Source organism: Acidobacteriota bacterium (genome assembly GCA_012729555.1).
GTDB lineage: Bacteria > Acidobacteriota > UBA6911 > UBA6911 > UBA6911 > UBA6911.
On sequence record JAAYCX010000040.1, the window covers coordinates 60830 to 85393 of the forward strand.

General features: G+C 65.9%; 24 protein-coding genes. 12 read left to right on the forward strand and 12 right to left on the reverse strand.

Annotated features, from left to right (window positions below; translation table 11 throughout):
• Position 1: 1 nt before the first annotated feature.
• On the reverse strand, positions 2-430 hold the full coding sequence (gene rplM / locus GXY47_08300) for a 50S ribosomal protein L13 (GenBank protein ID NLV31143.1): 429 nt from the start codon (positions 428-430) through the stop codon (positions 2-4).
• A gap of 442 nt (positions 431-872) precedes the next feature.
• Between rplM and pilM the strand changes: the two genes are divergently transcribed.
• The 6 genes from pilM (at position 873) to thiE (ending at position 6660) form a co-directional block, all read left to right on the forward strand.
• Positions 873-1937 (forward strand): type IV pilus assembly protein PilM, encoded by a 1065-nt coding sequence (pilM, locus tag GXY47_08305; GenBank protein NLV31144.1) that lies wholly within the window; start codon positions 873-875, stop codon positions 1935-1937.
• Positions 1938-1944: 7 nt separating this feature from the next.
• A complete protein-coding gene (locus GXY47_08310; GenBank protein NLV31145.1) occupies positions 1945-2508 on the forward strand; it encodes a hypothetical protein in 564 nt (187 codons plus the stop codon).
• Between the two features lie 4 nt (positions 2509-2512).
• The gene (gene pilO / locus GXY47_08315; protein ID NLV31146.1) at positions 2513-3133 is read left to right on the forward strand and encodes a type 4a pilus biogenesis protein PilO; all 621 of its coding nucleotides are present in this window, start codon (positions 2513-2515) and stop codon (positions 3131-3133) included.
• Positions 3130-3696 (forward strand): hypothetical protein, encoded by a 567-nt coding sequence (locus GXY47_08320; protein ID NLV31147.1) that lies wholly within the window; start codon positions 3130-3132, stop codon positions 3694-3696. The genes pilO and GXY47_08320 overlap by 4 nt, the downstream gene beginning before the upstream one ends.
• A gap of 10 nt (positions 3697-3706) precedes the next feature.
• On the forward strand, positions 3707-5935 hold the full coding sequence (gene pilQ / locus GXY47_08325; GenBank protein ID NLV31148.1) for a type IV pilus secretin PilQ: 2229 nt from the start codon (positions 3707-3709) through the stop codon (positions 5933-5935).
• Between the two features lie 98 nt (positions 5936-6033).
• Positions 6034-6660 carry a thiamine phosphate synthase gene (thiE, locus tag GXY47_08330; GenBank protein ID NLV31149.1) on the forward strand — a complete coding sequence of 209 codons (627 nt, stop codon included), beginning with the start codon at positions 6034-6036 and terminating at the stop codon, positions 6658-6660.
• On the opposite strand, the gene ribD is transcribed toward thiE, so the two are convergent.
• From ribD to GXY47_08385, 11 genes are all read right to left on the reverse strand, one after another.
• A complete protein-coding gene (gene ribD / locus GXY47_08335; protein ID NLV31150.1) occupies positions 6587-7747 on the reverse strand; it encodes a bifunctional diaminohydroxyphosphoribosylaminopyrimidine deaminase/5-amino-6-(5-phosphoribosylamino)uracil reductase RibD in 1161 nt (386 codons plus the stop codon). The two genes, thiE and ribD, sit on opposite strands and share 74 nt — an antisense overlap.
• A 42-nt stretch (positions 7748-7789) precedes the next feature.
• A complete protein-coding gene (locus tag GXY47_08340) occupies positions 7790-9079 on the reverse strand; it encodes an HlyC/CorC family transporter (protein ID NLV31151.1) in 1290 nt (429 codons plus the stop codon).
• Positions 9076-9429 carry an rRNA maturation RNase YbeY gene (ybeY, locus tag GXY47_08345; protein NLV31152.1) on the reverse strand — a complete coding sequence of 118 codons (354 nt, stop codon included), beginning with the start codon at positions 9427-9429 and terminating at the stop codon, positions 9076-9078. The genes GXY47_08340 and ybeY overlap by 4 nt, the downstream gene beginning before the upstream one ends.
• Positions 9430-9499: 70 nt before the next feature.
• A complete protein-coding gene (locus GXY47_08350) occupies positions 9500-11845 on the reverse strand; it encodes an HDIG domain-containing protein (GenBank protein ID NLV31153.1) in 2346 nt (781 codons plus the stop codon).
• A gap of 52 nt (positions 11846-11897) precedes the next feature.
• Entirely contained in the window at positions 11898-12878 is a 981-nt protein-coding gene (locus tag GXY47_08355) for an electron transfer flavoprotein subunit alpha/FixB family protein (GenBank protein ID NLV31154.1), read from the reverse strand.
• Positions 12879-12924: 46 nt separating this feature from the next.
• On the reverse strand, positions 12925-13701 hold the full coding sequence (locus tag GXY47_08360; GenBank protein ID NLV31155.1) for an electron transfer flavoprotein subunit beta/FixA family protein: 777 nt from the start codon (positions 13699-13701) through the stop codon (positions 12925-12927).
• Between the two features lie 93 nt (positions 13702-13794).
• Positions 13795-14031: an acyl carrier protein gene (gene acpP, locus GXY47_08365; protein NLV31156.1), complete on the reverse strand. Its 237-nt coding sequence runs from the start codon at positions 14029-14031 to the stop codon at positions 13795-13797.
• A 128-nt stretch (positions 14032-14159) separates the two neighbouring features.
• On the reverse strand, positions 14160-15188 hold the full coding sequence (gene plsX / locus GXY47_08370; protein NLV31157.1) for a phosphate acyltransferase PlsX: 1029 nt from the start codon (positions 15186-15188) through the stop codon (positions 14160-14162).
• A gap of 48 nt (positions 15189-15236) precedes the next feature.
• Positions 15237-15422, reverse strand: a complete 186-nt coding sequence (rpmF, locus tag GXY47_08375) for a 50S ribosomal protein L32 (GenBank protein ID NLV31158.1) — start codon at positions 15420-15422, stop codon at positions 15237-15239.
• Between the two features lie 61 nt (positions 15423-15483).
• Entirely contained in the window at positions 15484-16023 is a 540-nt protein-coding gene (locus tag GXY47_08380; GenBank protein NLV31159.1) for a DUF177 domain-containing protein, read from the reverse strand.
• Between the two features lie 143 nt (positions 16024-16166).
• Positions 16167-16943 carry a tetratricopeptide repeat protein gene (locus tag GXY47_08385; GenBank protein NLV31160.1) on the reverse strand — a complete coding sequence of 259 codons (777 nt, stop codon included), beginning with the start codon at positions 16941-16943 and terminating at the stop codon, positions 16167-16169.
• Between the two features lie 296 nt (positions 16944-17239).
• Here GXY47_08385 and GXY47_08390 point away from each other — a divergent pair, with 296 nt between their 5' ends.
• The 6 genes from GXY47_08390 to GXY47_08415 all read left to right on the forward strand — a co-directional run bounded on the left by GXY47_08390 (position 17240) and on the right by GXY47_08415 (position 24509).
• Entirely contained in the window at positions 17240-17392 is a 153-nt protein-coding gene (locus GXY47_08390; protein ID NLV31161.1) for a hypothetical protein, read from the forward strand.
• Entirely contained in the window at positions 17393-18595 is a 1203-nt protein-coding gene (locus GXY47_08395) for a hypothetical protein (GenBank protein NLV31162.1), read from the forward strand. It abuts the gene before it with no gap.
• Between the two features lie 150 nt (positions 18596-18745).
• A complete protein-coding gene (locus tag GXY47_08400) occupies positions 18746-19714 on the forward strand; it encodes a DmsE family decaheme c-type cytochrome (protein ID NLV31163.1) in 969 nt (322 codons plus the stop codon).
• Between the two features lie 11 nt (positions 19715-19725).
• Complete coding sequence (locus GXY47_08405) at positions 19726-21918, forward strand: MtrB/PioB family outer membrane beta-barrel protein (GenBank protein ID NLV31164.1); 2193 nt, start codon at positions 19726-19728, stop codon at positions 21916-21918.
• 129 nt (positions 21919-22047) lie between these two features.
• A complete protein-coding gene (locus tag GXY47_08410; protein NLV31165.1) occupies positions 22048-23493 on the forward strand; it encodes a DEAD/DEAH box helicase in 1446 nt (481 codons plus the stop codon).
• On the forward strand, positions 23490-24509 hold the full coding sequence (locus GXY47_08415; GenBank protein NLV31166.1) for a glycosyltransferase family 2 protein: 1020 nt from the start codon (positions 23490-23492) through the stop codon (positions 24507-24509). The genes GXY47_08410 and GXY47_08415 overlap by 4 nt, the downstream gene beginning before the upstream one ends.
• The last annotated feature ends 55 nt before the right edge of the window (positions 24510-24564 follow it).

The window sequence follows — 24564 nt, forward strand, 5'->3', positions numbered from 1 at the left end:
ACTACAAGGCCAGCGGCGTGGGCTGCTGGGCCTCGTGCGGGTGCTGAGGTCCCGCGTACACCTTCAGTTTTTTCCTCATCGCCCGGCCCAGTTTCGTCTTGGGAAGCATGCCGAACACGGCTTCACGCAGCAGCCTCCCGGGATCCCTGGCCAGAACCTCGCCGGCGGTGGCTTCCCGCAACCCTCCGGGATACCCGGTGTGGTGACGGTATTTCTTGTCCGCGAGCTTGTTGCCCGTCAGTTTCACCTTTTCGGCGTTGACTATAATGACATGATCGCCGGTGTCCAGGAAAGGGGTATAAATCGGCTTGTTTTTGCCCGTAAGGAGGGTGGCCGCCCTGGTGGCGATCCTTCCCAGAACCTGCCCTTCGGCGTCAATGACGTGCCAGTGCTTCCGAATATCCTTCTCTCCGGGAATAAAACTCTTCATCGTATTCTCCCTCAGTAAATACCAAGCAGAACAATCCTTTAGGCTATCCAAGAGCAGACAGCGTGTCAAGTATATTTGGAACAGGCGGCCATTTTTCGGGCTCCCGCCCTCCGGGCCGCCTCTCCTCACCCCGCCGCGGAGAGGCCCCGACGGCGCCGCTTTGGCCTGAAATATCCGCCCGGGGCGGGAAACATTCCCCGTATTGGTGATCCCGGTCACCATTTTAATTCAATAAAAACGCAACAGGTTTGCGCCCCGGAACGATAAGGATAGCAGGAAGCCCGCGGCACCGGTAGGGAAATTGCCGAGGCGGGATCCTTTTTGCGGCACCTGGACGAAACGACAATGTCAAACGCTTTCATTTCTTCCGAAGCTTCGCGGTTCCCGGACGATTCCGGGGTTTCCGCCGGGGCCGGGGAATGAACTGGGAATCGGCGAACCTATGATGCTAAGTCTCCTGAATCGCAACCGGCAGCCCATCGGCCTCGACATCGGCAGCAGCGCGCTCAAGGCGGCGGAGTTGCGCCCGACGCGCAAGGGCGCCTACGAACTGCAGAGTCTCGGCTTCGAGGAACTGTCCCCGGACTGCATCGTGGACGGGGTCATCATCTCCAAGATACCGGTATCGGACGCCATCAACCGGATTTTCGCCCAGCAGGGGATCAAGAACGAACGGATCGCCACTTCCATCTCGGGCCATTCGGTCATCGTCAAGAAGATCTCGCTCCCGGTGCAGGGGGAGGAGGACCTGGCCGAATCGATCCGGTGGGAGGCGGAACAGTACATCCCCTTCGACATCGCCGACGTGAACATGGATTACCAGGTCCTCGGCGAAAATATCGGGACCGGGAACCTGGATATCCTCCTGGTGGCCGTCAAAAAGGACAAGATCACCGACTACACCAGCGTCCTCAACATGGCGGGGAAGAATCCCTCCCTCGTCGACGTGGACGCGTTCGCCCTCCAGAACGCCTACGAGGTCAACTACGAGCCCCGAAACGGGAGCACCGTGGCCCTGCTCGACATCGGCGCCGGCACGATGACCATCGTCATCGTCTCCGGGACCGACTTCCTCTTTACGCGCGACGTCGGCGTCGGGGGACACCAGTACACGGAATTCCTCCAGAAGGAGTTCAACCTCACCTACAGCCAGGCCCGGGCGCTGAAACACGGGGAGACGGTGGAAAACATCACCCCCCAGGAGGCGTCCCACGTGATCGATTCCGTGACCGAAATCCTCTGCATGGAAATCCAGAAAACCTACGATTTCTTCAAATCGACGACCACCGTGGACCGCATCGACCGGATGATCGTCAGCGGGGGGGGCGCGCACACGCCCGGGCTGATCGACGCGCTCCAGCGCAAGTTCGATCTCCCCGCGGAAAAATTCAACAGCTTCAGGAAGATCTCGTTCGATCCCAAGCGCTTCTCCCCCTCGCTCATCGAGGACCGGGCGCCGGATCTGGCGATCGCAATCGGTTTGGCACTCCGGAGTGCGGAGGAATAGGGCGGCTATGATCAAAGTAAATCTGCTGAAGGATCAGACAGCCCGGACGCGCAAGACCTTTGTGAAGCCCAAGGTCTCGCGCACGGGGCTCATTTTCGCGGTTCTCCTCCTGGCGGCGGCGGGCGTCATGGGGGCGTGGGCCTTCACCGTCAACCACCAGATCTCCGTCGACACCGTCCGGAGGGAGGAACTCCGCCGGGAGGTGGCGCGCCTCGAGCTGCTGAAAAAAGAGGTCGAAAAATACGAGAAGCTCAAGGCGCAGCGGCAGAGCCGGATCGACGTCATCGAGACGCTGAAGGACAAGCAGAGCGGCCCGGTTCTCCTGCTCAACACCGTGATCCAGAGCATCCCGCGCGACGGCGACCTCTGGCTCACCTCCCTTTCGCAGAAGTCGGGCATCGTCAAGGTCGTGGGGAGCACTGCGGCCCCGAACGTCATCCCCCAATTGATGAGCAACCTCAAGGCGAGCGGAATTTTTGCAAGCGTCGACCTCGAGCTGATCGAGCGGCAGGAGGACTCTTCCAGATTTTCGCTCATATGCACCAGCGTCAAGCAACCCCAGGCGGAGTGAAGGCATGGCCATCAGCAATTTTCGTTTTGAAAACCTGTCGCGCGCAACCCAGATCGGCGTGTTTGCGGTCCTCGTCCTCTGTCTTTCTTTCGCGTTTTACATGTACTACCTGAAAGACAGGATCCAGAGGCACGACCAGATCCGGGCGGAGATCCAGGAGCTGGAAAAGTCCGTGCAGCAGGGTACGGCCATCGAGACCCAGCTGGCGCAGTTCAAGAAGGAGCTGGCCGAGCTCGAGCAGCGGCTGGCGGTGCTGCAGAGCATCCTCCCTTCGGAAAAGGAGACGCCGGGCCTGTTGCGCGGCATCCAGCAGATGGCCGCGGCGAGCAACCTCAAGATCAACAAATTTCAGCCGCGGGCGATGGTGCCGCGTGATTTCTATTCCGACTGGCCGATCGACATGGTCGTGGAGGGGAATTACCACGGCCTGGGGCTCTTCTTCGAAAAGGTCAGCCAGGCCACGCGCATCATCGACGTGGACACGCTCTCGCTCCAGAACGCCAAGGAACAGACCGATCCCAGCCGCACCCTGGTCGCGGGCTGCACCGCGACCACCTATGTCTTCAGGGACGTGCCGCTGGATCCGTCGAACGACAACCCGACCATGAAGGAGAAAAAGCGGTGACACGCCTCCATTGTTCCACGCCCCCCTTCCCCGGGAAGGGCCGGGGCTCAACCGTCCGGCACGGATTCGGGCCGTTTCTGGGACGCGTGCTCCCCTGGCTGTGCCTGTCGGTGCCGCTCGCGGTGCCGGCCCTGGCCCGGGACGCCCGCACGGTCTCCGACCGGGAGGGGACCGCGAAGGTGTCGGCGGAATCCCCCATCCGTTATGCGGGCATTCCGTATCAACCCGCCAACCGCCGCGACCCCTTCTGGCACCCGGAAAGAAAGAAGTCCGGATCCAGGCCCGGGGACGAAGAAGTGCCCCGGGGGGTGCCGCCTCCGGGAATCTCCGGGACGTACATCTCGCAAGCGGCGCTCGAAGGGATCTCGCTGCGCGACGACCGGAGGACGGCCGTCATTCGCGCGGCCGACGCCCGCGCCTATTTTCTCCGGGAAGGCGACCGGCTCTTCGACGGCTACTTGAAAACCATTCACGAGGATTCCGTCACGTTGGTCCGTGAAACAAAAATGCGCTCTGGTAAAACCGTGGCTCAAGAGGTCACCAAGCGATTAAGGACACCATAGGATGGCTGGTATGAAAATGCGACATGCCCCGATCACAGACTCGATATCGACCAAGGCGAAGGGCGCGACCTGCGGCATCCTTCTCCTCCTGCTGGCCCTGTCCCTCCCCGGTCTCGCCCGGGCCGGGGAAAACTCCGGTGCGCCGGCCAGGGAACTCGTAGCGGCCGCCGCCCTCACCGACGTCCGTTTCGTTCCCGAGAACGACAGGGCGGTGATCACGGTCGACGCCGACCGGCAGATTGCGCCCGAGCAGTTCATGCTGGACAACCCGCGGCGCCTGGTCCTCGACTTCCCCAATACCCGCAACCGGATCCCGTTCACGCGTCTGCCCATACGAACGGCGTCGGTAAAGAAGTTGAGGGTGCAGCAGTACCAGACCTCCCCTTCCCTGATCACCCGGATGGTGTTCGACCTGGAAGAGGGGCACGGGACCCACGAACTTTCCGTGGACAGCGGCTCCGTCCGGCTGGTGTTCCACCCCGGACAGAACTCCGCGGCCCCGGAGAAGACGGCCGGAGCCGCCGCCGGCAGGAGGGAGTACGTCATCAAGCCCTACTCCCCGCCGGAGCAGCCCGCGGCGTCCGAGCCCGCCGTGGCGAGCGCGATCAAGCCCGCGGCGGCACGCCCCGCAGCCGCGACCGCGATCAAGCCTGCGGCGGTGCAACCCGCAGCGGCACGCCCCGCGGCGGCACGCCCCGCGGCCGCGCCGACGGTCAGGCCCGCCCCGGCACCGCCCGCAGCGGCACCGCCCGCAGCGGCGACCGCGATCAAGCCCGCGGCGGTGCAGCCCGCAGCCCCTCCCGCCCCGGAGGCCGGCCGGCCGGAGGCGCCGCCCCTGATCGCCGCGCTGGCCCAGTCGGCCGTCCCCGGAGGGGGCAACGGAAACTCCAACGGGTCCCGGTTCTCGGGGCACCCCCTGACCCTGGACCTGGTCAATGTTCCGCTGGTCGATTTCTTCCGCCTGATGGCCGATGAGGGAGGAATCAACATCGTCCTGGATCCCGCCGTGAAGGGCACCCTGTCCATGAAGGTGGTCAAGATGCCGTGGGATCAGATTTTCGAGGCCGCCCTGCGCAACAACAGCCTCGACAAGCAGATAGAGGGGACGATGGTGCGCGTCGCCCGGAAATCGACGCTCCAGGAGGAGGCCAGGCAGCAGGAAGCCCTGAAAAAGGCGAACCTGCTGGCCGCGGACCTCCAGACGCGGATCAAGCGCCTGAACTACGCCAAGGCGAAGGACCTGGTCGACGCGGTCTCGGACCAGAAAACGGTCCGGGGGACCGTGGTCGTCGACGAACGGACCAATTCCCTGATCCTGACCGACATCCCCGCCTCGATCGCCAGGCAGATCGACCTGATCGAGGCGCTGGACCTCCCGCAGGCCCAGGTGGAAATCGAGGCCCGCATCGTGTCCGCCTCCCGCAATTTCGCCCGCGACATCGGCGTCCAGTTCGGCTTTGTCCAGGGGAACCTGGAACGGGTCACCGTCGGCGGCCCCAACACCTTCGGCACCATCGGCGGCACCCGGCCGAGCGCCACTCCGGACAAGACCTACGCCGCCGGGAACCCGATCACGGGAAGGGGGGCCGGAATCACCGGCGACGACGGCGGGACCGCGAGCGAAAGCGCCGCGGTAAGCACCGGGACCCAGGCGACCAACAAGGGGAACTACAACGTCAACCTGCCGGCCGCGCGCGCCTTCGGCGGACTGGGAATTTCGGTCGGCAACATCTTCGACACCTTCCTGCTCGACGCCGCCATCACGGCGGGCGAGACCAAGGGGATGGCCAAGCTCATCTCGCAGCCCAAGGTGATCGCGCAGAACAACAGCCGCGCGGTCGTGACCCAGGGGTTGCGCTTCCCCGTCCCGATCAATTCCAACAACACGGTGACGATCCAGTTCTTCGACGCCGCCCTGACCCTGACCGCCACCCCGCAGATCACCTACGAGGGCAATATCGTCCTCGACCTGAAGGTGGAAAACAACACGGCCGACTTCGGGAATTCGGTCGACGGGGTTCCTTCCATCCGCACCAGCGAGTCCAGCACCCGCGTGCTCGTCACCGACGGGGGCACCACGGTGATCGGGGGCATCCTCCTGGACGAGGACGCGAACAGCGAAAACAAGGTCCCGGGGCTCGGTTCCCTGCCCGTGATCGGACACCTCTTCAAGAATACGTCCGTCACGCGTTCGACCCAGGAGATCCTGTTCTTCGTGACTCCCCGCATCGTCAAGTAAACCCCGGGCCGGAGGGGGAGGCGCGCCGCGCCCCCTCCCCGGCCCCTCTTTCCCCCTTCCCTTCCCGCCCCCCCTGCTCTACAATCGAACCTCCGGCGATGAAAACGGCGCTCCCCCCGATCTACCCGATTACGGACAAGGCCCTGGCGCGGGCTGCCACCCACCTGGCCGTTCTGCGCGAACTGGCGCGCGGGGGTGCCACGTGGGTTCAGATCCGCGACAAGACCACCCCGGCCGGCGAACTCCTCGTCGATCTCCGCCGTTGCGTGGAGTTCGCGGAGCGCCGCGCCATCACCCTCGTCGTCGATGACCGCTGCGACCTGGCGCTGGCCGCCGGCGCCCGGGGAGTGCACCTGGGGCAGGAGGACCTCCCGCCGGAAGCGGGGCGCCTCCTGCTGGGCCCGGCGGCCGTCGTCGGATACTCCACCCATACCCTGGGGCAGGTGCGCCGGTCGCGCGCCCTGCCCGTCGACTACATCGGCTTCGGCCCCGTTTTCCCCACCGCCACCAAGGACCGGCCCGGCCCCGCCGTGGGGCTCCGGCGCCTGGCCGCCGCCTGCGTTGCATCCACGGTCCCGGTGGTGGCGATCGGGGGGATCGGCATCGACCGGGTGGCCGGGGTTCTCGCTTCGGGAGCCGCAAGCGTCGCGGTCATTTCGGCCCTGATGGGGTCGCGGAACCTGGCGCGGGAGATGGAGCGCTTTCTGAGAGCCACGGGGAGATGATGGACCGGGAGCATTCCGGGTAGGCTTCCAGGACCACGTCGGGGCCCGCGCGCAGGGTCCGCCGGATCCGGAAACGGAGCGCCTCGGCGATGGAGGGGAATCCCGCCCCCCCCACCACGGGAACGGCCGTCCGGCCGCCCAGGACCAGCGGGGAGATGATGAAGTGGAAGACGTCCACCTTCCCGGCCTCCAGGAAAGCCCGGTGGACGCGGCTCCCCCCCTCCACGAGAACGGACAGGATGTTCCTGGCGCCCAGCTCCCCGAGGACCGCTTCGAGGTCGAGCCCCGCGTCGGACCGGGGAACGGCCACGATTTCGGCTCCCGCTTCTTCCAGTTCCCTCCGGGAGGCCCCGGGCGCGTCGGGGGCGCAGAAGAGGAGGACGGGAGACTCGGGCGCGACCCGCAGCAGCCGGGAGCCGGGGGGGGTGCGCAGCCGGGAATCCAGGATGACGCGGACCAGGGGGCGCGCCCTGCCCCGGCCGCCCCGGTAGGTCAGTTCGGGATCGTCCGCGAGGAGGGTGCCGGCGCCGACCATGACGGCGTCGCACCCGAGGCGCAGCCGCTGGCCGAACTCCAGCCCTTCGGGGGAGGAAATGGCTCGCCCATCGGCGCTCCCGGTCCCGATCTTCCCGTCCAGCGTCATCCCCACCTTGGAAACGACCAGCGGGTATCCCGAACTGACGTGGCGGGCGAAGGGCTCGATGAGGCGGCCCGCCTCCCCGGCGCACAGCCCGACATCCACCCGGATGCCGGCGGACCGGAGCCTTTCCACGCCGCGCCCGGAGACCACCGGGTTGGGGTCGGTCCTGGCCGCCACGACGCGCCGCACGCCGGCCCGCACGAGCGCATCGGCGCAGGGGGGGGTACGTCCCTCGTGGCAGCAGGGCTCCAGCGTAACGTACACCTCGGAGCCGGCCGCCAGTTCCCCCGCCATCCGCAGCGCCCGCACCTCGGCGTGGTCCCGGAGCGCGTACTCGTGCCACCCCCGGCCCACGACGCGCCCGTCCCGGACGATGACGCAGCCGACGCTGGGATTCGGACTGGACCTGCCGGTCCCCCTTTCCCCGAGCCGGAGCGCCATTTTCATGAACCTGCGGTCCGCGGCGTCAAACATAAGGCACCGACACGATCATTGCCCGGCGCCGTCGGCGCCGGGAACCCCGGGGAGATGAAACCGGACCCAGTGCACCCGCTTGCGGTCGGCGTCGATCACCTGCACCCGCATCCCCTCCATCTCGAAGGCTTCGCCCGGCGCCGGGACCCGTCCCAGAAACCCCATCAGCAGGCCCGCGACCGTGGAGCAGCCCGAGTCCTCGAACTTTTTCCCCGCCAGTTCCTCGAGGCGGAAGATCTCGGCGCTCCCGTGCACCAGGAAGGTGCCGGGATCCTCCTTCACCACCTGGTTCACCTTGGCCTCGTCCTCGTCCCAGATTTCCCCGACGATCTCCTCGACGAGGTCCTCGATCGTGACCAGTCCGGCCACCCCGCCGAATTCGTCGATCACGATGGCGGTATGGTCCCCCCGCTCCTGGAGCTCCTTGAGAAGCTTGGAAACCGGCTTGGACCCGGGGACGAACAGGACCGGATGAATGAGGTCCGTAATGGGGTCGGAATCCCTCCCCGTGACCGACAGCGTCATCAGCTGGCGGATATAGGCGACCCCGACGATATGATCGAGGTCCCCGCGATAGATCGGGATGCGCGAATGCCGGTGCTCCACCATGATGTCGCGCAACTGGGCTACGGTGGCGCCCTCCTCGCAAGCCACGATCTTGGTGCGCGGCGTCATCACCTCCCTCACCAGCGTATTACCGAACTCGACCACCGACTGGATGAGGCGGGAATCCTCCTCCTCGAGAATGCCCTCGTCCTCCCCGATCTCCAGGTAGGCCTGGATTTCCTCGCCGGTGGCCTCCTCGTCTTCGTCCCTGCCGCCGCTGTGGACCTCATCGTGCATCCGCTTGTGGAGGTTGAGGACCTGGGACAGCGGGAGCGCCACCGGGCGGAGGATCAGGCTCAGCGGATGGAACGCCCGCAGCAGCGTCGCCAGCTTCTCCTCCGGCTCGTGCTGGGTGAGCAGCCGCGGCAACAGCTGCCGGAAGAGCACCGACAGGACGATGTTGGCCAGGAAGGCGTAGACCCAGCCGTAAACCGGCCAGAGGCCGAGGCTGAGGTGGGTGGAGAGCACCACGATGGTGATGGCGCAGAACTGGGTCCCGAACTGCAGCGGCACGAACACCTGGTTGCGGTTCTCCAGGATCGCCGGGAGGAGCGGGGGGGCGGACTCGTCGCCGTGTTCCAGGATCATGCGCAGCAGGAGCGGGCTCGATTGGATGATGGCGCTCTCGACAAGGGAGAAGAAGAAGAGGAGCCCGAGGAAAACGACGAGGAGCGCGATCTCCAGGTTGAAGAACATCATCGGCGCCCCTTCGGCCCCACCAGCGGGGGGGGGCCCTGGAAGAACCTGCGCCGCATCAGTTTCCGCTGCATCCGCATCATCTCACCGCCGTCCGTCTCATGGTCGTACCCCGCCAGATGGAGCGCCCCGTGCAGGAGCAGCATCCGGATCTCCCTCTCCGCCCCGCCGGGCGCCCCGGACGATTGCCGCACGGCCACTTCCGGGGCGATGACGATGTCTCCCAGGAATCCCGCCTCCGTCCCGATCCCGTCCCCGTAGCCGAAACTCAGCACGTCCGTCGCGTAGTCGCCGCGGCGCCACCGGCGGTTCAGCCTCCTCATGGTGCGCGTCCCGACAAACACCACGGACATCGACCCGCCGCCGAGCCCCAGTGTTTCCAGCAGCGCGGCGGCAAAGCGGGCGGCGGCCGCCCGATCGATCCTAACCTGTTTTTGCCTGCTGAGGACCTGGATCTTCGGGGGCCGTCTCCCCGGATCCGTCTCCCGTGCGTTTGAAGTCATATCCCGGATATTCGATTCGATGGTGAAAGATGCCGGCCAGAATCTTGAAGAAGCTCTCCTTGATGAGCTTCACGTCCCTGAAGGTGAGGTCGCATTCGTCGAACTGGTGGTCCCCGATGACCGAATCCGCCAGCCGGTCGATCATGCCCCGGATCTGGGCCGGCGCCGGGGCCTCGCCCAGGGTCCGGGAGGCGGCTTCCACGCTGTCGGCCATCATCATGATCCCGGCCTCCCGGCTTCTCGGCCGCGGCCCCGGGTAGCGGAAATCGGCCTCGGACAGCTTGCTCCTGTCCGCGTCCGCCGCCTCCTTGGCCTTCTGGTAGAAGAAGGTCATGATCCTCGTCCCGTGGTGCTGCGGAATCATGTCGCTGATGCGCTGGGGCAGCCCCGCCGACCTGGCAAAATGGAGCCCGTCCTTGACGTGGCTGGAAATGATGAGGCAGCTCATGCTGGGCGACAGGTCCTCGTGCTTGTTGCCGCCGTAGGCCTGGTTCTCCACGAAATACTCCGGTTTGAGAAGCTTGCCGATATCGTGGTAGTAGGCGCCCACCCGCGCCAGAAGCGGGTTGGCGCCGATGGCCTCGGCCGCCGCTTCCGCCAGCGTCGCCACCATCAGGCTGTGATGATAGGTCCCGGGCGCCTCCACGGCCAGCCGCCGCAGCAGGGGGGCGTTGAGGTTCGACAGTTCCAGGAGCCGGATGTCGGTCGTGATCTTGAACAGGGTTTCCAGCGCGGGGAGCAGCATCGAACAGAGCGCGCTCGCCAGCATCCCGCCCAGCAGCGCCAGTACGAATTGATCCAGGGCGTCGGAAAACCGGAGCGGCGCCTGCCGCATGATGGCCAGCGCCGCCAGACACGCGATGTTGGCGACCCCGATGGTGAGGCCGCTTTTGAGGATCGCCGCCCGGTCCTTGTACTGCCGTATGCTGTAGATCCCGGCCAGGGATCCGATGATGCAGTAGGCCGACAATTCCACGTGGCCGTAGAAAAGCCCGCAGAGAATGGCCAGCACCACCGAGGAGAGCACCCCCAGGTTGACGTCGACCAGCAGCGTGATGAGGAGGGCGCCGAAGGCGAAGGGGATGCCGTAATACAGCACGTAGGGGTCCTGAAACCGCGGGAACCGCTCCCCGAGGATGTCGGCCAGCGAGGTCAGCAGCCGCAGGACCAGGAGCTCGGAGCCGATCACGGCCAGGATCAGCACGGCGTGGTTCCGGATCTTGCGGTGGCGCGTCTGGTAGTAGACGAAGTAGCGCCACAGCGAGTAGATCAGGATCGCCGCGATCAGGAAGTACCCCCCGAACTGCCAGATGAGGGAACGCGGCCGGCGCAGGTTCCTGAGCGCGCTGAGCTGCATCAGGATCTGGGGCGTGACCTGCTCTCCGCTGCGGACCACGGTCTGGCCCTGCTTGAGCTGCACCTCCACCGGCTTGACCTGGCGCGAGGCCAGGGCGCGCCGGGAATCGGTCTCCTCGCGGTCGCACAGGAGGGTGGGAAAAAGCGCGCCTTCCAGGTAGGAGAGGATCGTCGCCCGGTCGCGCTGGGACATGCCGGGGTGTTCGATCGGGGACTGCCGGAGAAACTCCTTGGCCGCGGAGAGATCGCGGACCCGGTAGGCGTCCGTCAGCGGGTGCTCCACGGTGTAGGAGCCGTCGCGCACGAGGATGCCCGAACGCAGGTCCTTGAGGAACTCCCCCCGGTCGCGGATGATGCCGTCGCGCAAAACCGTGTCGAGCAGTTCCAGCATCCGCGCTTCGAGATCGGGGCTGAAGTTGTATCGCAACAGCGCTTCCAGCACCTGGGGCGGAAAAGCGCCCCCCGCGCGGGCCCTGAGCTTCTCCAGCAGTTCCCCGCGGCGCGCCTTCGATGCCTGGGCGCCCGGGCCGGCCTCCGCCAGGATGTCCCGGGCCTCGGAAAAGACGGCGGCGGTGGATTTCACCTGGCTGGAGATGAGGTCGGATTCGAGCTGGTACACGGCCGGGACGGCGGCTTCCGCTTCCGCCCGCCGCAGATCGGTCGCCATCCGGTCTTCGTAAAAGACATCCTGCGCGGCGCGCACTTCCTGGTCGGCGATCTGCCCGACTTCATAATCGGGAACGACCTGGGAGCGGAATCCGACGAGGATCAGCGCGATGACGGCGGTGGCGCAGACGCCGGCCAGCGCGTCTATCCACGTCAGGCCGCTCCGCAAATTCTCCAGCAGTTCCAGGTACCATCGCTGCCGGGGTCTCTCTCCCCACTTCTCAAATCCTGCAGAGGTAGCCATTTAGGTCGCCATAGACCTTTCGCCGGCTCCCGGCCGGATCCCCGGGACCGTCCTATGAAGATTTGAGTTTCCGGATCTCTTCCGTAAGGGCGGGAACCACGGCAAAGAGATCCCCCACGATGCCGTAATCGGCAACGCTGAAAATGGGCGCTTCGGGGTCCTTGTTGATCGCGACGATGAACTTGGACGACGACATGCCGGCCAGGTGCTGGATGGCGCCGCTGATGCCGCAGGCGACATAGCAGGTGGGCGACACGGTCTTCCCCGTCTGCCCGACCTGGTGCTGCTGGTCTATCCATCCCGCGTCCACCGCGGAGCGCGAGGCCCCCACGGCGCCTCCCAAGACATCGGCCAGCTGCTCGATCAGGGGGAAATTCTCCGGCCCCTTCATCCCCCTCCCGCCGGATACGATGATGTTGGCCTCGGTCAGCTCGACCTTCTGCCCCTCGGAGGCCTTGACCTCCCGGACGGCGGCGCGGAAGTGCTCCGGAGTCAGTTCCGGGGTGAAATCGACCGCTTCGGCGTCGCGCCCGTTGTCGGGGTCCCCGAGCGAAAACACGTTCGGCCGGAGCGTGGCCATGCCCGGCGTCCTCACCAGGCGCACGCGCGCGTACGCCTTGCCGGCGTAGATGGGGCGCACGCACTCGAGCCGTCCGCCTTCGGCGTGGATTTCGATGCAGTCCTGGGCGAGTCCCACCCCCAGCTTGGCCGCCGCCCGGGGGAGCAGGTCCCGCCCCATGGCGCTGGACGAACCGAACACGAACCGAGGCTGGACGGCGAGGGCCGCCTGGGCCAGGGCCGCGGCGTAACCGTCGGCGGAGTAGGCCGCGAGCAGATCGTGCCGCACCGTCATCACCCGGTCGGCGCCGTACGCGGCCAGGTTCTCCGAGGGTTCCCCGTTCCCGATGCGCAGGGCGATGACGGCCTCCTGGAGACCGTCGGCCAGTTTGCGCGCCGCGCCCAGAGCTTCGAGCGATGGTTTCTTTACCTTGCCGTCCCGTTCCTCGATAAAGACCAGGATTCCCTGAGCCATTTCCCCTCCTTAGACATCATGGCACAAAATACGTGGTGCGCGCGGGTTAAATGATTTTGGCTTCCTCGTGGAGCAGCTTCACCAGCTGCGGCACCGCTTCGGAAACCTCGCCCTTGAGGATTTTCCCGGGCGGGCGCGAAGGGGGCAGCGTGACCCCGACCGACTCCACCCGCGGCTCGAGTTCTTCCGCGGTGAGCCCGAGCGATTCCAGCGGCCGGACCTCGATCTGTTTCTTTTTTGCCGCCATGATCCCCTTCAGGGAGGCGTAGCGCGGAACGTTCAGCCCCTTCTGCGCCGTCACGACGGCCGGGAGGCTCCCCTCCACGATTTCGTGGGCCCCCTCGATGTCCCTCTCCGCCCGGAAGGTGCTCCCCTCGACCTCCAGCCTCGTGACCACCGATACCTGCGGAAGGTCCAGCGCCTCGGCCACGACCGCGGGCACCTGGCCGTTGTCCACGCCGATGGCGTGCTTCCCGAAAAGGATCAGGTCCGGGGAAAGGTTCCGGCAGACGCGGGCCAGGACGGTGCCGACGACGTAGCTGTCCGCCTTCTCCAGGGAACCGTCGCTTACGAGGATGGCCGAATCCGCTCCCATGGCCAGGCACGTCCGCAACCCGGCGGATGCGCCCTCGCTTCCCGCGCCGACGACGATCACCTCGCCCCCGTGCTTCTCCCTCAGCTGGAGCGCCTCTTCGACGGCGAATTCATCGTATGGGTTGACGACGAAGGAAACCTCCGAAAGGTCCACCTCGCCCGTGTTCGGGGCGATTTTGACCTTGATGGCGGTATCCGGAACGTATTTCACGCAAGCGACAATCTTCATGACCGATTCCCCGGTTTGACGTTTTCAGAATGAACGGCGCCGCGCACTCTCCCGCGCCGCCGCCCCTTCAGCAAAGGCCTCGCGCGCCCTCCCCTATTTTACGTGGGTCTCGACGTATTCGATGGCGTTCTGAACCGTTTTGATCTTCTCGGCGTCCTCGTCCGGGATCTCGATTCCGAAGGCCTCCTCGAAGGCCATCACCAGTTCGATCGTATCCAGCGAATCCGCGCCCAGGTCGTCGACGAAGGACGCCGCCGGTGTCACCTCAGCCTCGTTCACGCCCAACTGATCCACGATGATCGATTTCACTCTTTCTTTTACCGAAGCCATCCCAGTTCCTCCCCTTTGATTTGACCCGCCGCGGGACCCGAGGCCCGCGCCGGAAAACCCACATGTGGACGCCGACGGCGGCCGAAGCCCGGGGCCCGCCTCCGAAGGCTTCATCCTGACGCCCTCCGTCACCCGCCGATGGGAACCACCCCTTTTGAGCCCTGCTCCACCTGGCTGAGTTCCGCTTCCAGCATGGCGTTGACCTGGTTTTCTGAAAATTCCTTGGCCACCCGGATCGCGTTCTTGATCGCGTTGCCGCTGGATCTGCCGTGGCAGATGATGGTGGCGCCGCGCAGCCCGAGAAGGGGCGCGCCGCCGTACTCCGAATAGTCGAGCCGCTTCTTCAGCCGCTTGAACGATTGCTGGCTGAGGAGGGCGCCGAGCTTGGCCTGGAGGTTCCGCGAAAGTTCCTCCCTGAGCAGCTTCAGCACCGCCTCGATCAGCCCCTCGCTCGTCTTCAGGGCGACGTTGCCGGTGAACCCGTCGCAGACGATGACATCGGCCCGCCCGTTGTAGAGGTCCCGCCCCTCCACGTTGCCGATGAAGTTCAGCTTCAGCCGCTTCAGCTCCCGGTGGACCTCCTTGGTGAGGTCGTTCCCCTTGATTTCCTCCTCCCCGACCGACATGAGCCCGACCCGGGGGGAGGCGACACCGATGATCTTCTTGCTGAACAGATGCCCCATGACGGCGAACTGGACCAGGTGGTGCGGCTTGCAGGCGATGTTGGCTCCCACGTCGAGCAGCACCGCGTGACCCGTCAGCGTGGGCAGGACCGTCGACAGCGCCGGCCTGTCCACCCCGGGGACGGTGCCGAAAACCATCTTCGAGGTCGCCATCACCGCGCCCGTGTTACCGGCGCTGACCAGCCCGCTGGCGGTGCCGTCCTTCACCAGGTCCGCGGCCACCCGGATCGAGGAATCCCGCTTCTTCCTGAGGGCCGCGACCGGGGACTCGTCCATGGCCACCACCTCGGTCGCGTTGCGGATCTCGATCGGGAGTTCCCCCCCCCCCGCCTCCTCGAGGAGCGGGGCCAGCAGGGACTCCTTCCCCACGAGGATGACGGCGACCTTGTAGGCACGGGCCGCCATTACGGCTCCTTCAACCTCGCTGAAGGGGGCATTGTCACTCCCCATGCTGTCCACGGCTATCTTAATCATGCGCGCACGGAAACCACCGGTGATGGACCATGATGAAGGGCGAAGAACCTAGAATTCCTCTTCGCCCTTGATTACGGGTTTCCCCTTGTAGTAACCGCACTTGGCACAGGCCTGGTGCGGCGCCTTGGGCTCCTGGCAGTTGGGGCACTTGCCTGGACTTACGGGCTCGAGAAAATCGTGGGCCCGGCGCTTTCCACGGCGCGACTTGGAATGTCTCCTCTTAGGATTCGGCATGGCGACTCTTCTCCATCATGGGGAAAGGATGCCCGCAATCTAGAGTTGCGGCGCTCTCCACCTACTCCTCCTTCTGCGCTTTCTTCTTCTGAAAATCGAGCAGAACGGATAGGCGGGAGTCCGACTCCTCCTTCCTGCAGCGGCACGCCCCTTCATTTAAATCGGCTCCGCACTGGTCGCAGAGCCCCTGGCAATCTTCCCGACAGACAAAATTCATGGGTATGGCGAGCTCTATCCGCTCGAGGATCATGGCGTTCACGTCGAAGGACACGCCATCGTAATACCCCACTTCCATTTCTTCATACTTCAGTTCAATTTCCGTGCTCACGGCGCCCCAGTCCGGCTGCGGCGCGTAGAAAAGGTCGAAGCTGGAGGAGAAGGGGCGGGTGAAATCCTTGACGCACCGCGAGCACCGGAACGCGATCGCAGTCTCCACCGTCCCCTGGATATGCAGCTCCCGGTCACGATGCGTGAGCACGAAATCGGCCGTCACCGGTTCGGACAGCGACGCGTCCGCGTGGGAAAACCCGATCTCGTCGACCGGAAACACGTGACGGACGTGAAGCGGCTCCGCTTTCAGATCCTCTATTTCAATGAACACGACCAAACTCCTGCCTTCCTCGGCGAAGGGGGAAATTATATTGAGAGTGGGACTTTTGTCAAGGATAAAGCCCGTGCAACTCAAGGACTTACGGCGCCGCCGCGGCGCGCCCGAAGAAGCGTAATCGGGCGCTTTAGCACCACTTAGGGCTGCGACGCGGGATCCGGGCCGGACGACGGCGCCTTCCCGAGCCGCTCGATCTCCGCGATCAGCTTCTGTTTGTAGGGCCCGAAAGCCGCGCTCTGCTCGTCGGCCTCCCGAAGCGCCTTCACGGCTTCGTCCCGGCGCCCCTGCGCCTCGAGCGCCCGCGCCAGCTCCAGACTCAGTTCTTCCCGGGGGAGGTCGCATTTGGGATCCCGTATCATCTGGCTCAGGATCTCCTGCGCGCCCTGATAGTTGCCCGAATCGTAATAGGTATGGGCCAGCACCCTTTTCGCCAGAAAACCGGCGGAGCGGTTGCGGGAGTCGGAGGCCGCCGACTCCAGGCTCTTGATCCCCTCCGCTTCCTGTCCCAGCCGGAGCTGGGACAGTCCGAGGTAATAACGGGCCACGACCGCGATCTTGCCGTATCCATGACCGGAAGCGATGGCCGAAAATTCCCGGGCCGCCGCTTCATACTTCGCCCGTTCGCCGGGAAAGACGGGATTCGGCCCTTTGGCGTAAGGGTCGGCGCCGGCGTCGGCCTCGACCGCGGCATGGAAAAAATCGATCCCTTTCCCCAGCTGGACCTGGGCCCGGGCTTCCCTGGCCCCGAGATACCGGGACACCCCGTAGGCGCCCACGGCCAGGAGGACGACGGCTGCGGCGGCAACACCGATCCTGGCTTTGTTCTCCCCGAAAAAACCGACGAGGCGCAGCAGGGCCTCGTGAACCGGGTCCTCCGAGAGTATTTCCTTGCGAGTCATCTTGTTAGTGCTCAAGGTGCCTTCCTTTGAACCGGGAAAAGTACAAATAAACGGGAAAAATAGCACACCCTTCCCCGCGGCGCAATCGATGGTTTCACCCCTGTCGGGCCGGGGGGTCCATTTTTTTCGGCGGGGACAAAACAGCCCCCTCCCCTCCGGCGTATATAGGGCATGAAGGCGCCGGCGGCGGGAGGCCCGATGAATTGCTGGCGCGCCGCCGCCCGGGGATGCTATCATTGGGCGGCTTGGCTTATCTAGAAGATACGGGGGACTGCCGGGGTTTGGGGCCGTCGTACCCCGCAGGAGGTTAGATGAAGAAGACTTTTGGTGTATTGCTGCTCTTTCTTGGCGCGGCCATCTTATCGACCGGAATCAGCGTGGGCCCGTCGCGCGCCGACGACGCCCCCGGGATCACGGTGGCCTACACGAGCAACCTGCTGGGTTACCTGGAGCCGTGCGGTTGAGTGGAGACGGGCGTACAGCTCGGAGGGCTGTACAAGAAGGCCACCTATCTCAACCAATACCGCAAGGACCACCCCGGACTCGTCATCGTGGACTCCGGCGACCTGCTCAACGAGGACGAGGAGCTTCCCGATTCGGTGATCGAGAGCGCGAAACTCAAGGCTGAACTGATCCTGGAGGTTTACAAGGCCATCGGGATCGACGCCGTCAACGTCGGCGAACTCGACCTGGTCCTGGGACTGGACTACCTCAAGGAGCTGGAAAAGAAGCACTCCTTCCCGTTCGTTTCGACCAACCTGGTCGACGCCGACGACAAACCGGTCTTCCCGCGGTACGTTCTCAAGCCGGTCAACGGCAAGACCGTGGCCATCCTGGGCCTGTACGGGGACACCTCGGAAATGGCGGGCAAGCTCGCCGACATCACGGGAGGCGCTCTCACCGTCCAGGATCCGGTCAAGGCGGCCGAGGCCGTGGTGGCCGAACTCGCGGGCAAGGCCGACTACGTGATCGCGATGACGCACCAGATCGCCAACCGCGACTGGGTCATCGCGCGCCGCGTCAAGGGCATCCACCTGGTCGTCGGCGGCCACGACAGGCAGAAGACGCCCGATCCCCTGGTTGCCGGGGACGCCCTCATCGTCCGGGCGGGGGAGAAGGGACAGTACATGGGAATGCTCGAGGTCGCCCTGGACGGATCGAGGGAGCCGGCCAATACCCTGGTCCCCTTCGGCGATGAAATCGCCGACGATGCCCGGGTCAAGGAGATGATCGCGGCCTACAACGACAAGGTGGCCGACATGTACGGGGGGGACGGGGACCAGCCCGCGGCCGCGGACGTGCCGCTGCGCGTCGAGGCCTGCGCCCCCTGCCACACCAGCCAGGTGGCGCAGTGGAAGACGACGGATCACGCCAAGGCCTACGCCACCCTGGTCGGCAGGTCCAAGCAGTACGATCCCAAGTGCCTCTCCTGCCACACCGTCCGCTTCGAGCAGCCGGGCGGCTTCAACATGAAGGAGATGCAGATGGCGCTCGTGAACGTGCAGTGCGAATCGTGCCACGGGGACGCGACCGAGCACCTGGCCAGCATGAAGCCGATCCCGGTAGCCGACCCGCAGATCGACCTCTGCCTCAAGTGCCACACCGACGACCGTTGTCCGGAATTCGAAGAGGACAAGGAGATCGTCTTCGACAAGATCAGGCATTAAGTCCCATCCGCCGGGGGGACGGGCGCCGTCCCCCCGCATCACCCTTCCGCTTCCCTTCCCCACCCGATTCGTGCTATAAGAGAACCAACGCTGGTCCAAACCCGTTGGCGAATCCTTTGCCCATTCCCCGTGATGGAGGGATCCCGGCATATGACCTATCGGTCCTCTCTGGTTGCCTTTTTTTTCCCGATCCTTCTCCTCCTGTCCCCCCTCTCCGGCCCCTCCGCGGAGGAGGCCGCGGCCTGCCTCGCCTGCCACCAGGAGCAGGCGGGGGTCCTGGATACCCGGCACGGAACCCCCGGCGATCCCGATTCCCCGGCCGGCAGCGGGCGGGCGTGTTCCGCCTGCCACGGGGAGAATGACGCCCACCCGGACGACCCCCGCGGCAACCCGTTCCCCGTACGCTTCACCCGGGGGACCGTCCCCGCGCGGGAGCAGACCGAAGCCTGCATGGAGTGCCACGGGGGAAACCGGCATCTCGCCTTCTGGGAATCGGGGCGGCACGCACGCAACGATGTGCGCTGCAACGACTGCCACGCCGTGCATGCGCCGCCCCCTCGCGGATCGGCCGTCGCCTTCACCAGGCGCGACCCGTCGGCCTCCCCCCTCGTCAACACGGGGCGGGAGCTGGAATACGAAACCTGCATCCGCTGCCACAAGCGGGTGCGCATCGAGATCGGGAAGCCCTCCCACCACCCCGTCGTGGAAGGCAAGGTCTCCTGCTCCAGCTGCCACAACCCCCACGGCGCCCAGAGCCCGGGGATGATCCGGCACGAAACCCTCAACGTGCAGTGCTGGAGCTGTCACGCCGACAAGCGGGGCCCCTTCCTGTTCCAGCACCCGGCGGTCGAGGAGAACTGCCTCTCCTGCCACAGCCCCCACGGGTCCTCGCACGCGAAACTCCTGAACGAACGGGTCCCCAACCTCTGCCAGGACTGCCACGACTGGTCCCGGCACCCGGGGACCGCCTACAGCGCCGACCAGGGGTTCGACCGGATCCCCGGGTCTCCGGCCAGGAGCGCGAACACCCGGTTCGTCGCCCGGTCGTGCCTCAACTGCCACAACGCCATCCACGGGAGCAACGCGCCCGCCACCCGCGGCAAATACCTCACGCGCTAGGGGAGCCCGATATGAAATCCGCCCTCTGTCTCCTGCTCCTTGCCTTCGCGCCGGTCCCCGGCGCGGCCGCCGACGGGTTCAGCCTTTCCGGGAGCGTCGCCGTCGAAAGAATCGGAGCGGCCGAGGATTCCCGCGACGCGGCCAAACTGGTGGAGTACCGCGACCTGTCCGACGGAATCGCCGGGGCTTTCGACCTCGGCGGCCGCGGCGATCGGTTTTATTTCGACGCCTTCGCCGAGAACCTGGGTCGCGACGACATGTTCCTCGACCTGTCGGGGGGAGTCTACGGCCGGATGAAGTTCCGCCTGCGCGCCGACTGGCTGACGCACAACTTCGGCTTCGGGCCCGAAGGGGCGCGCACCCCTTACGAAAACCCGGGGACCGCCAGGCTGACCCTGTTTTCTACCGCTCCCGCGGAGCTCCTCGATTCGGGCGTGCCCCCCTGGTCCTCCTTCAAGTTCATGACCGAGCGCCGCAACCTCGAGGGGAGCGTGGAGCTGAACGGCCGCTCCCCATGGTACGTCCTGCTCGGCGGCCGGAATGTGTCCCAGTCGGGCATCAACAAGGTGGATGCGGCCGCCCTGGGGACCAGCCCGGGGAACGGGTTCGTCGATCTCCCCTACCCCGTCGACTATTCGACCAGCAGCGGATCGCTGGAAGCGGGGTACCAGACCCGCAGGGGGCACGTATCGGCGAGCTTTCTGCGGAGCGATTTCGGCAACGACAACATGCTCCTGGATTTCCAGAACCCCTTCTTCGGTTTCGGCATCGACACCGCGACCTTCGCCCCCGACAACGTCTACAACCGCGTGAGCGCGAGCGGCATGCTGCGCGAACTCCCCTGGAACGCGACGCTCTCCGGACGCGTCACCTACGACCGGGTCACCGACCGGGTCCCGATGCTGGACGAAGTACTCAACACCTCGGGCTCCCCCGAATACACGGCCACCGCGCCGAGTTCCGACGCGTTTCGGGGCAAGGTGGAGAATGCGACGGCCCAGGCTTCCTACCGGTTCGCGCCGCTCGGCCGCCTGGATGTCCGCGCCTACTACAACTACTACCGGCGCCTGAACGGGTCCACCCACGTCGCATTCCTCGTCCCCCTCGAGACCCGGGGGCTGGTCTGTTCCGAGGAGGGGACGGAGTCCGCCGAAAGCGTGGCGGTCCATTGCAGCGGGACCCGCTATTCCTACACCAAGCAGAATCCAGGGCTGGAAGCGGAGTACCGCTTCAACCGCGACAACCGGGTCAGCGCCGGTTTCGACTGGCTGGACACCAACCGCAACCGCTTCGACGCGGAGGAAACCGGAGAAAAGAAACTGTTCGTGCAGTGGTCCAACACCTCCCTCGATTCGGCTTCGGCGCGGGTCAAATACCAGTACCTGCGCCGGCGTTCGCGCTTCCTCATCGAAAACGCGGGGTTTGACGCCGGCAGCGTCTATTATCTCGAGCGCTTCAACCGTTCCTTCGATGTCGCCAACCTCGACCAGCACCTCCTCGAGGCCGACGCCGACTGGTCCCCGCTGCCCCTGCTCGATTTCGGGTTCGAGGCCTACTACAAGAGAAACGATTACGGGGACCTGGTGCTGGGGCGGCTCGCCGACTCCCGAAGGGAATTTTACGGGAGCATCTCCTACGGAGACCCGGAGAAGTACCGCCTCACCCTGTTCGGCGACGTGGAGTTCATCCGCTACGACTCCTACCACCGGACCATAAACGCGGGCGCCTGCCCGGCGACATCGCCCGACTGCTTCGACCCCCGCGCCGAGCCCACCGCCACCGCCTTCAACTGGAGCGGGCGGCTCAAGGACACAAACTGGGCCGTGGAACTGGCCGCCGATTGGCCCCTCTCCCCCCGCCTCGCGTTCAAGCTCTCCGCCATCGTCCAGGAAAGCAGCGGCAACGTCGACTTCCAGGCCCAGACGCTCGAGGACGGCACACCGGCCGCGCCGCTCTTTCCCATCGGCGCCTACGACGACATCAAGCGGCGTTCGATCCATCCGAGGGCGGTCTACGCCTTCGCCCCGGAGGCGGAACTGACGCTCGGGTACGCCTTCGAAAAATTCGACTACGACGACGCCCAGTTCGACGGCTACAGCTACACCATAGGTTCGGGAACCACGGCCAGTTACCTCTCGGGTATCTACGCCTTCCCCGGCTACCGGGCGCACGTCGCCTTCGCCACGATGCGCGTGCGCTTCTAAAGAAGCGTGCGCTTCTGACGAAACGTCCCCGGAGAGCCTCCCCGCGCTATTCCTCTCTAAAAATCGTCTCCCAGACTGTATAATCCGGTTTTTGAATTTCATCCCCCGAAGGGAGAAGGAGATCCGCAGATGCCGGAAGAAGAGGTCCGACCCACCGATGTCACCATGGAGCAATTGCCCGAAGCGCTGCGCGCGGCGGCCGCCCGCGCGGGCTGGACGGACCTGATGCCGGTCCAGGCCCGCGGGATCCCCCTCATGCTCTCCGGGCAGAACCTGATGATCCAGGCGCGCACCGGGAGCGGGAAGACCGGGGCGTACATCCTGCCCATGCTCGAGAAACTGGATCCCGGGGGGCTCTACTGCCAGGCCCTCATCCTGGTCCCCACGCGCGAACTCGCCCGGCAGGTGGGGGAGGAGTCCGAGCGGCTGTGCGGCGGCAGCGGCTTCCGCGTGGCGGTGGTCTACGGCGGGGTGGGATACGGCCCGCAGACGGACGCCCTCCGGCAGGGGGCGCAGATCGTCGTGGGCACCCCGGGGCGCCTGCTCGACCTCCTGCTCCGGCGGACGTTCACCCTCGACCGCCTCGAGATGCTGGTATACGACGAGGCCGACCGCATGCTGTCGATGGGCTTTTACCCCGACATGCGGCAGATGCAGGGCTACCTGCCCCGGCGCCGCGTTCATACCAGCATGTATTCGGCCACCTTCCCGGACTATGTCATGCGCACGGCCAGGGAGTTCATCCAGGAGCCGGAATTCATCTCCCTCAGCCGGGACCACGTCCACGTGACCGACACCGAGCACGTCTTCTACATCATGCCGGGCATGGAGAAGGACCGCGGCCTCGTGCGTATCATCGAGATCGAAAACCCCCCCTCCGCCCTCATTTTCTGCAACACCAAGTCCAAGGTGCATTATGTGTCGGCCGTGCTGCAGCGCTTCGGGTACGACGCCGACGAGTTGAGCGCCGACCTGTCGCAGAAGGAGCGGGAGCGGGTGCTGGAACGGGTGCTGCAGGGGAAACTCCGTTTCCTGGTGGCCACCGACGTGGCCGCCCGCGGGCTGGACATCCCCGCCCTCTCCCACGTGTTCCAATACGAACCCCCGGAAGACCCCGAGAGTTATATCCACCGCGCCGGGCGTACCGGGCGGGCGGGAGCGGCCGGCGTCGCCGTTTCGCTCGTGACCGACCTGGAGAAGATGGAACTCGACCGCATCGGCCGGCGCTTCGGCATCGAACTGCAGCAGCGGCCCATGCCCGGTCCCGCGGACGTGGAAGCGGTGGTCGCCGAACGGGTCACCGCCCTGCTCGAAGCCCGCCTGCGGGACCGGGACAAGCTGCTGATCGAGCGCAGCCAGCGCTTCGTGCCGCTGGGCCGCGCCCTGGCCGAGAACGAGGACGAATCCGCCATCATCGCGATGCTGCTCGACGATTATTACCAGCAGACGCTTCATGCGCCGGTACCTCAGCCCGGCGAGACCCCCCCCCGCCGCGCGCCCGCGGCGCCGGAAAAGAGCGCCCAGCCGTCTTCGCAGCAGCGGCGGAAACGCCGGAGCCGGGGCCCGCGCCGTTGAGTCCTGGCCGGACCCGCAGCCCGAGGGTGTCGATCCTCCTCCCCGCGCGCAACGCCTCCGCGACCCTCGACTCCTGCCTCAGGAGCGTGCGGCGCCAGGCCCTCGGCGAATGGGAATGCGTCCTCGTCGACAACGGGTCCAGCGACGGCACGCGCCAGGCGGCCGACCGCTTCGCCGCCCGCGACGGCCGCTTCAGGGTCGTCCCCTTCCCCGAGGGGAACCTCGTCGCCGCCCTCAACGAGGGGGTGCGCCATTGCCGGGCCCCCCTGATCGCGCGCATGGACGCCGACGACCTCATGCACCGGGACCGGCTGGCGGCCCAGGCACAGGCGCTCGAGCGCGAATCCTCGCTGGCGGCCGTGGGCTGCCACGTGAGGCTGTTCCCGCGTGCGGCCCTCGCCCGCGGGCTCTGCGACTACGAGGCGTGGCTCAACAGCCTGCGCTCCTGCTGGGACGTCGCCCGCGACGCCTTTGTCGAGTGTCCCGTCGCCCACCCCTCCCTGATGATGCGGCGCGACATGGCGGCCCTTGGATACGCCGACCGCGGATGGCCCGAGGACTACGACCTGGTGCTGCGCGCGCTCGGCGCCCGCATGCGGATCGGCGTGGTGCCCCGCCGCCTCCTGTCGTGGCGCGACGGCCCCCGGAGGCTTTCCCGCACCGACCCGCGCTACGCCCTCGACCGGTTCGTCGCCTGCAAGGCCCATTACCTGGCCGCCGGTTTTCTCGGGGGGTCGGACCGCTATATCCTTTGCGGCTACGGCAGCACCGGCAGCGCGCTCAGGCGCGCGCTGGCCCGCCTCGACCGGCATCCCGCCTGGATCGTGGAGGTCCACCCGGCGCGTCTCGGCAAGCGGATTCACGGGGCGCCCGTGATCCCCGCCGCCGCCCTGCCCGGAATCGAACCCCTGCCGATCCTGGTCTCCGTCGCCCGCCAGGGGCCGAGGAGCGAGGTGCGCCGGACGCTCGCGGCACTCGGCTTCGTCGAGGGGAAGGATTACGTATGCGCGGCCTGAAACGCCCCCGGACCGACAGCGGTTGTACTTCCGCCCATTATTGCTAGAATTAGGG

Bases quoted from the DNA above. Each gene is read 5' to 3' on its own strand.
- GXY47_08405 (NLV31164.1), top strand. From the start codon at position 19,726: ATGAAATCCGCCCTCTGTCTCCTGCTCCTTGCCTTCGCGCCGGTCCCC.
- GXY47_08350 (NLV31153.1), bottom strand. From the start codon at position 11,845: ATGGCTACCTCTGCAGGATTTGAGAAGTGGGGAGAGAGACCCCGGCAG.
- GXY47_08390 (NLV31161.1), top strand. From the start codon at position 17,240: ATGAAGAAGACTTTTGGTGTATTGCTGCTCTTTCTTGGCGCGGCCATC.
- GXY47_08355 (NLV31154.1), bottom strand. From the start codon at position 12,878: ATGGCTCAGGGAATCCTGGTCTTTATCGAGGAACGGGACGGCAAGGTA.
- GXY47_08360 (NLV31155.1), bottom strand. From the start codon at position 13,701: ATGAAGATTGTCGCTTGCGTGAAATACGTTCCGGATACCGCCATCAAG.
- GXY47_08410 (NLV31165.1), top strand. From the start codon at position 22,048: ATGCCGGAAGAAGAGGTCCGACCCACCGATGTCACCATGGAGCAATTG.
- rpmF (NLV31158.1), bottom strand. From the start codon at position 15,422: ATGCCGAATCCTAAGAGGAGACATTCCAAGTCGCGCCGTGGAAAGCGC.
- GXY47_08400 (NLV31163.1), top strand. From the start codon at position 18,746: ATGACCTATCGGTCCTCTCTGGTTGCCTTTTTTTTCCCGATCCTTCTC.
- thiE (NLV31149.1), top strand. From the start codon at position 6,034: ATGAAAACGGCGCTCCCCCCGATCTACCCGATTACGGACAAGGCCCTG.
- ribD (NLV31150.1), bottom strand. From the start codon at position 7,747: ATGAAAATGGCGCTCCGGCTCGGGGAAAGGGGGACCGGCAGGTCCAGT.
- GXY47_08310 (NLV31145.1), top strand. From the start codon at position 1,945: ATGATCAAAGTAAATCTGCTGAAGGATCAGACAGCCCGGACGCGCAAG.
- pilO (NLV31146.1), top strand. From the start codon at position 2,513: ATGGCCATCAGCAATTTTCGTTTTGAAAACCTGTCGCGCGCAACCCAG.
- pilM (NLV31144.1), top strand. From the start codon at position 873: ATGATGCTAAGTCTCCTGAATCGCAACCGGCAGCCCATCGGCCTCGAC.
- pilQ (NLV31148.1), top strand. From the start codon at position 3,707: ATGAAAATGCGACATGCCCCGATCACAGACTCGATATCGACCAAGGCG.
- GXY47_08340 (NLV31151.1), bottom strand. From the start codon at position 9,079: ATGATGTTCTTCAACCTGGAGATCGCGCTCCTCGTCGTTTTCCTCGGG.
- ybeY (NLV31152.1), bottom strand. From the start codon at position 9,429: ATGTCCGTGGTGTTTGTCGGGACGCGCACCATGAGGAGGCTGAACCGC.
- rplM (NLV31143.1), bottom strand. From the start codon at position 430: ATGAAGAGTTTTATTCCCGGAGAGAAGGATATTCGGAAGCACTGGCAC.
- acpP (NLV31156.1), bottom strand. From the start codon at position 14,031: ATGGCTTCGGTAAAAGAAAGAGTGAAATCGATCATCGTGGATCAGTTG.
- plsX (NLV31157.1), bottom strand. From the start codon at position 15,188: ATGATTAAGATAGCCGTGGACAGCATGGGGAGTGACAATGCCCCCTTC.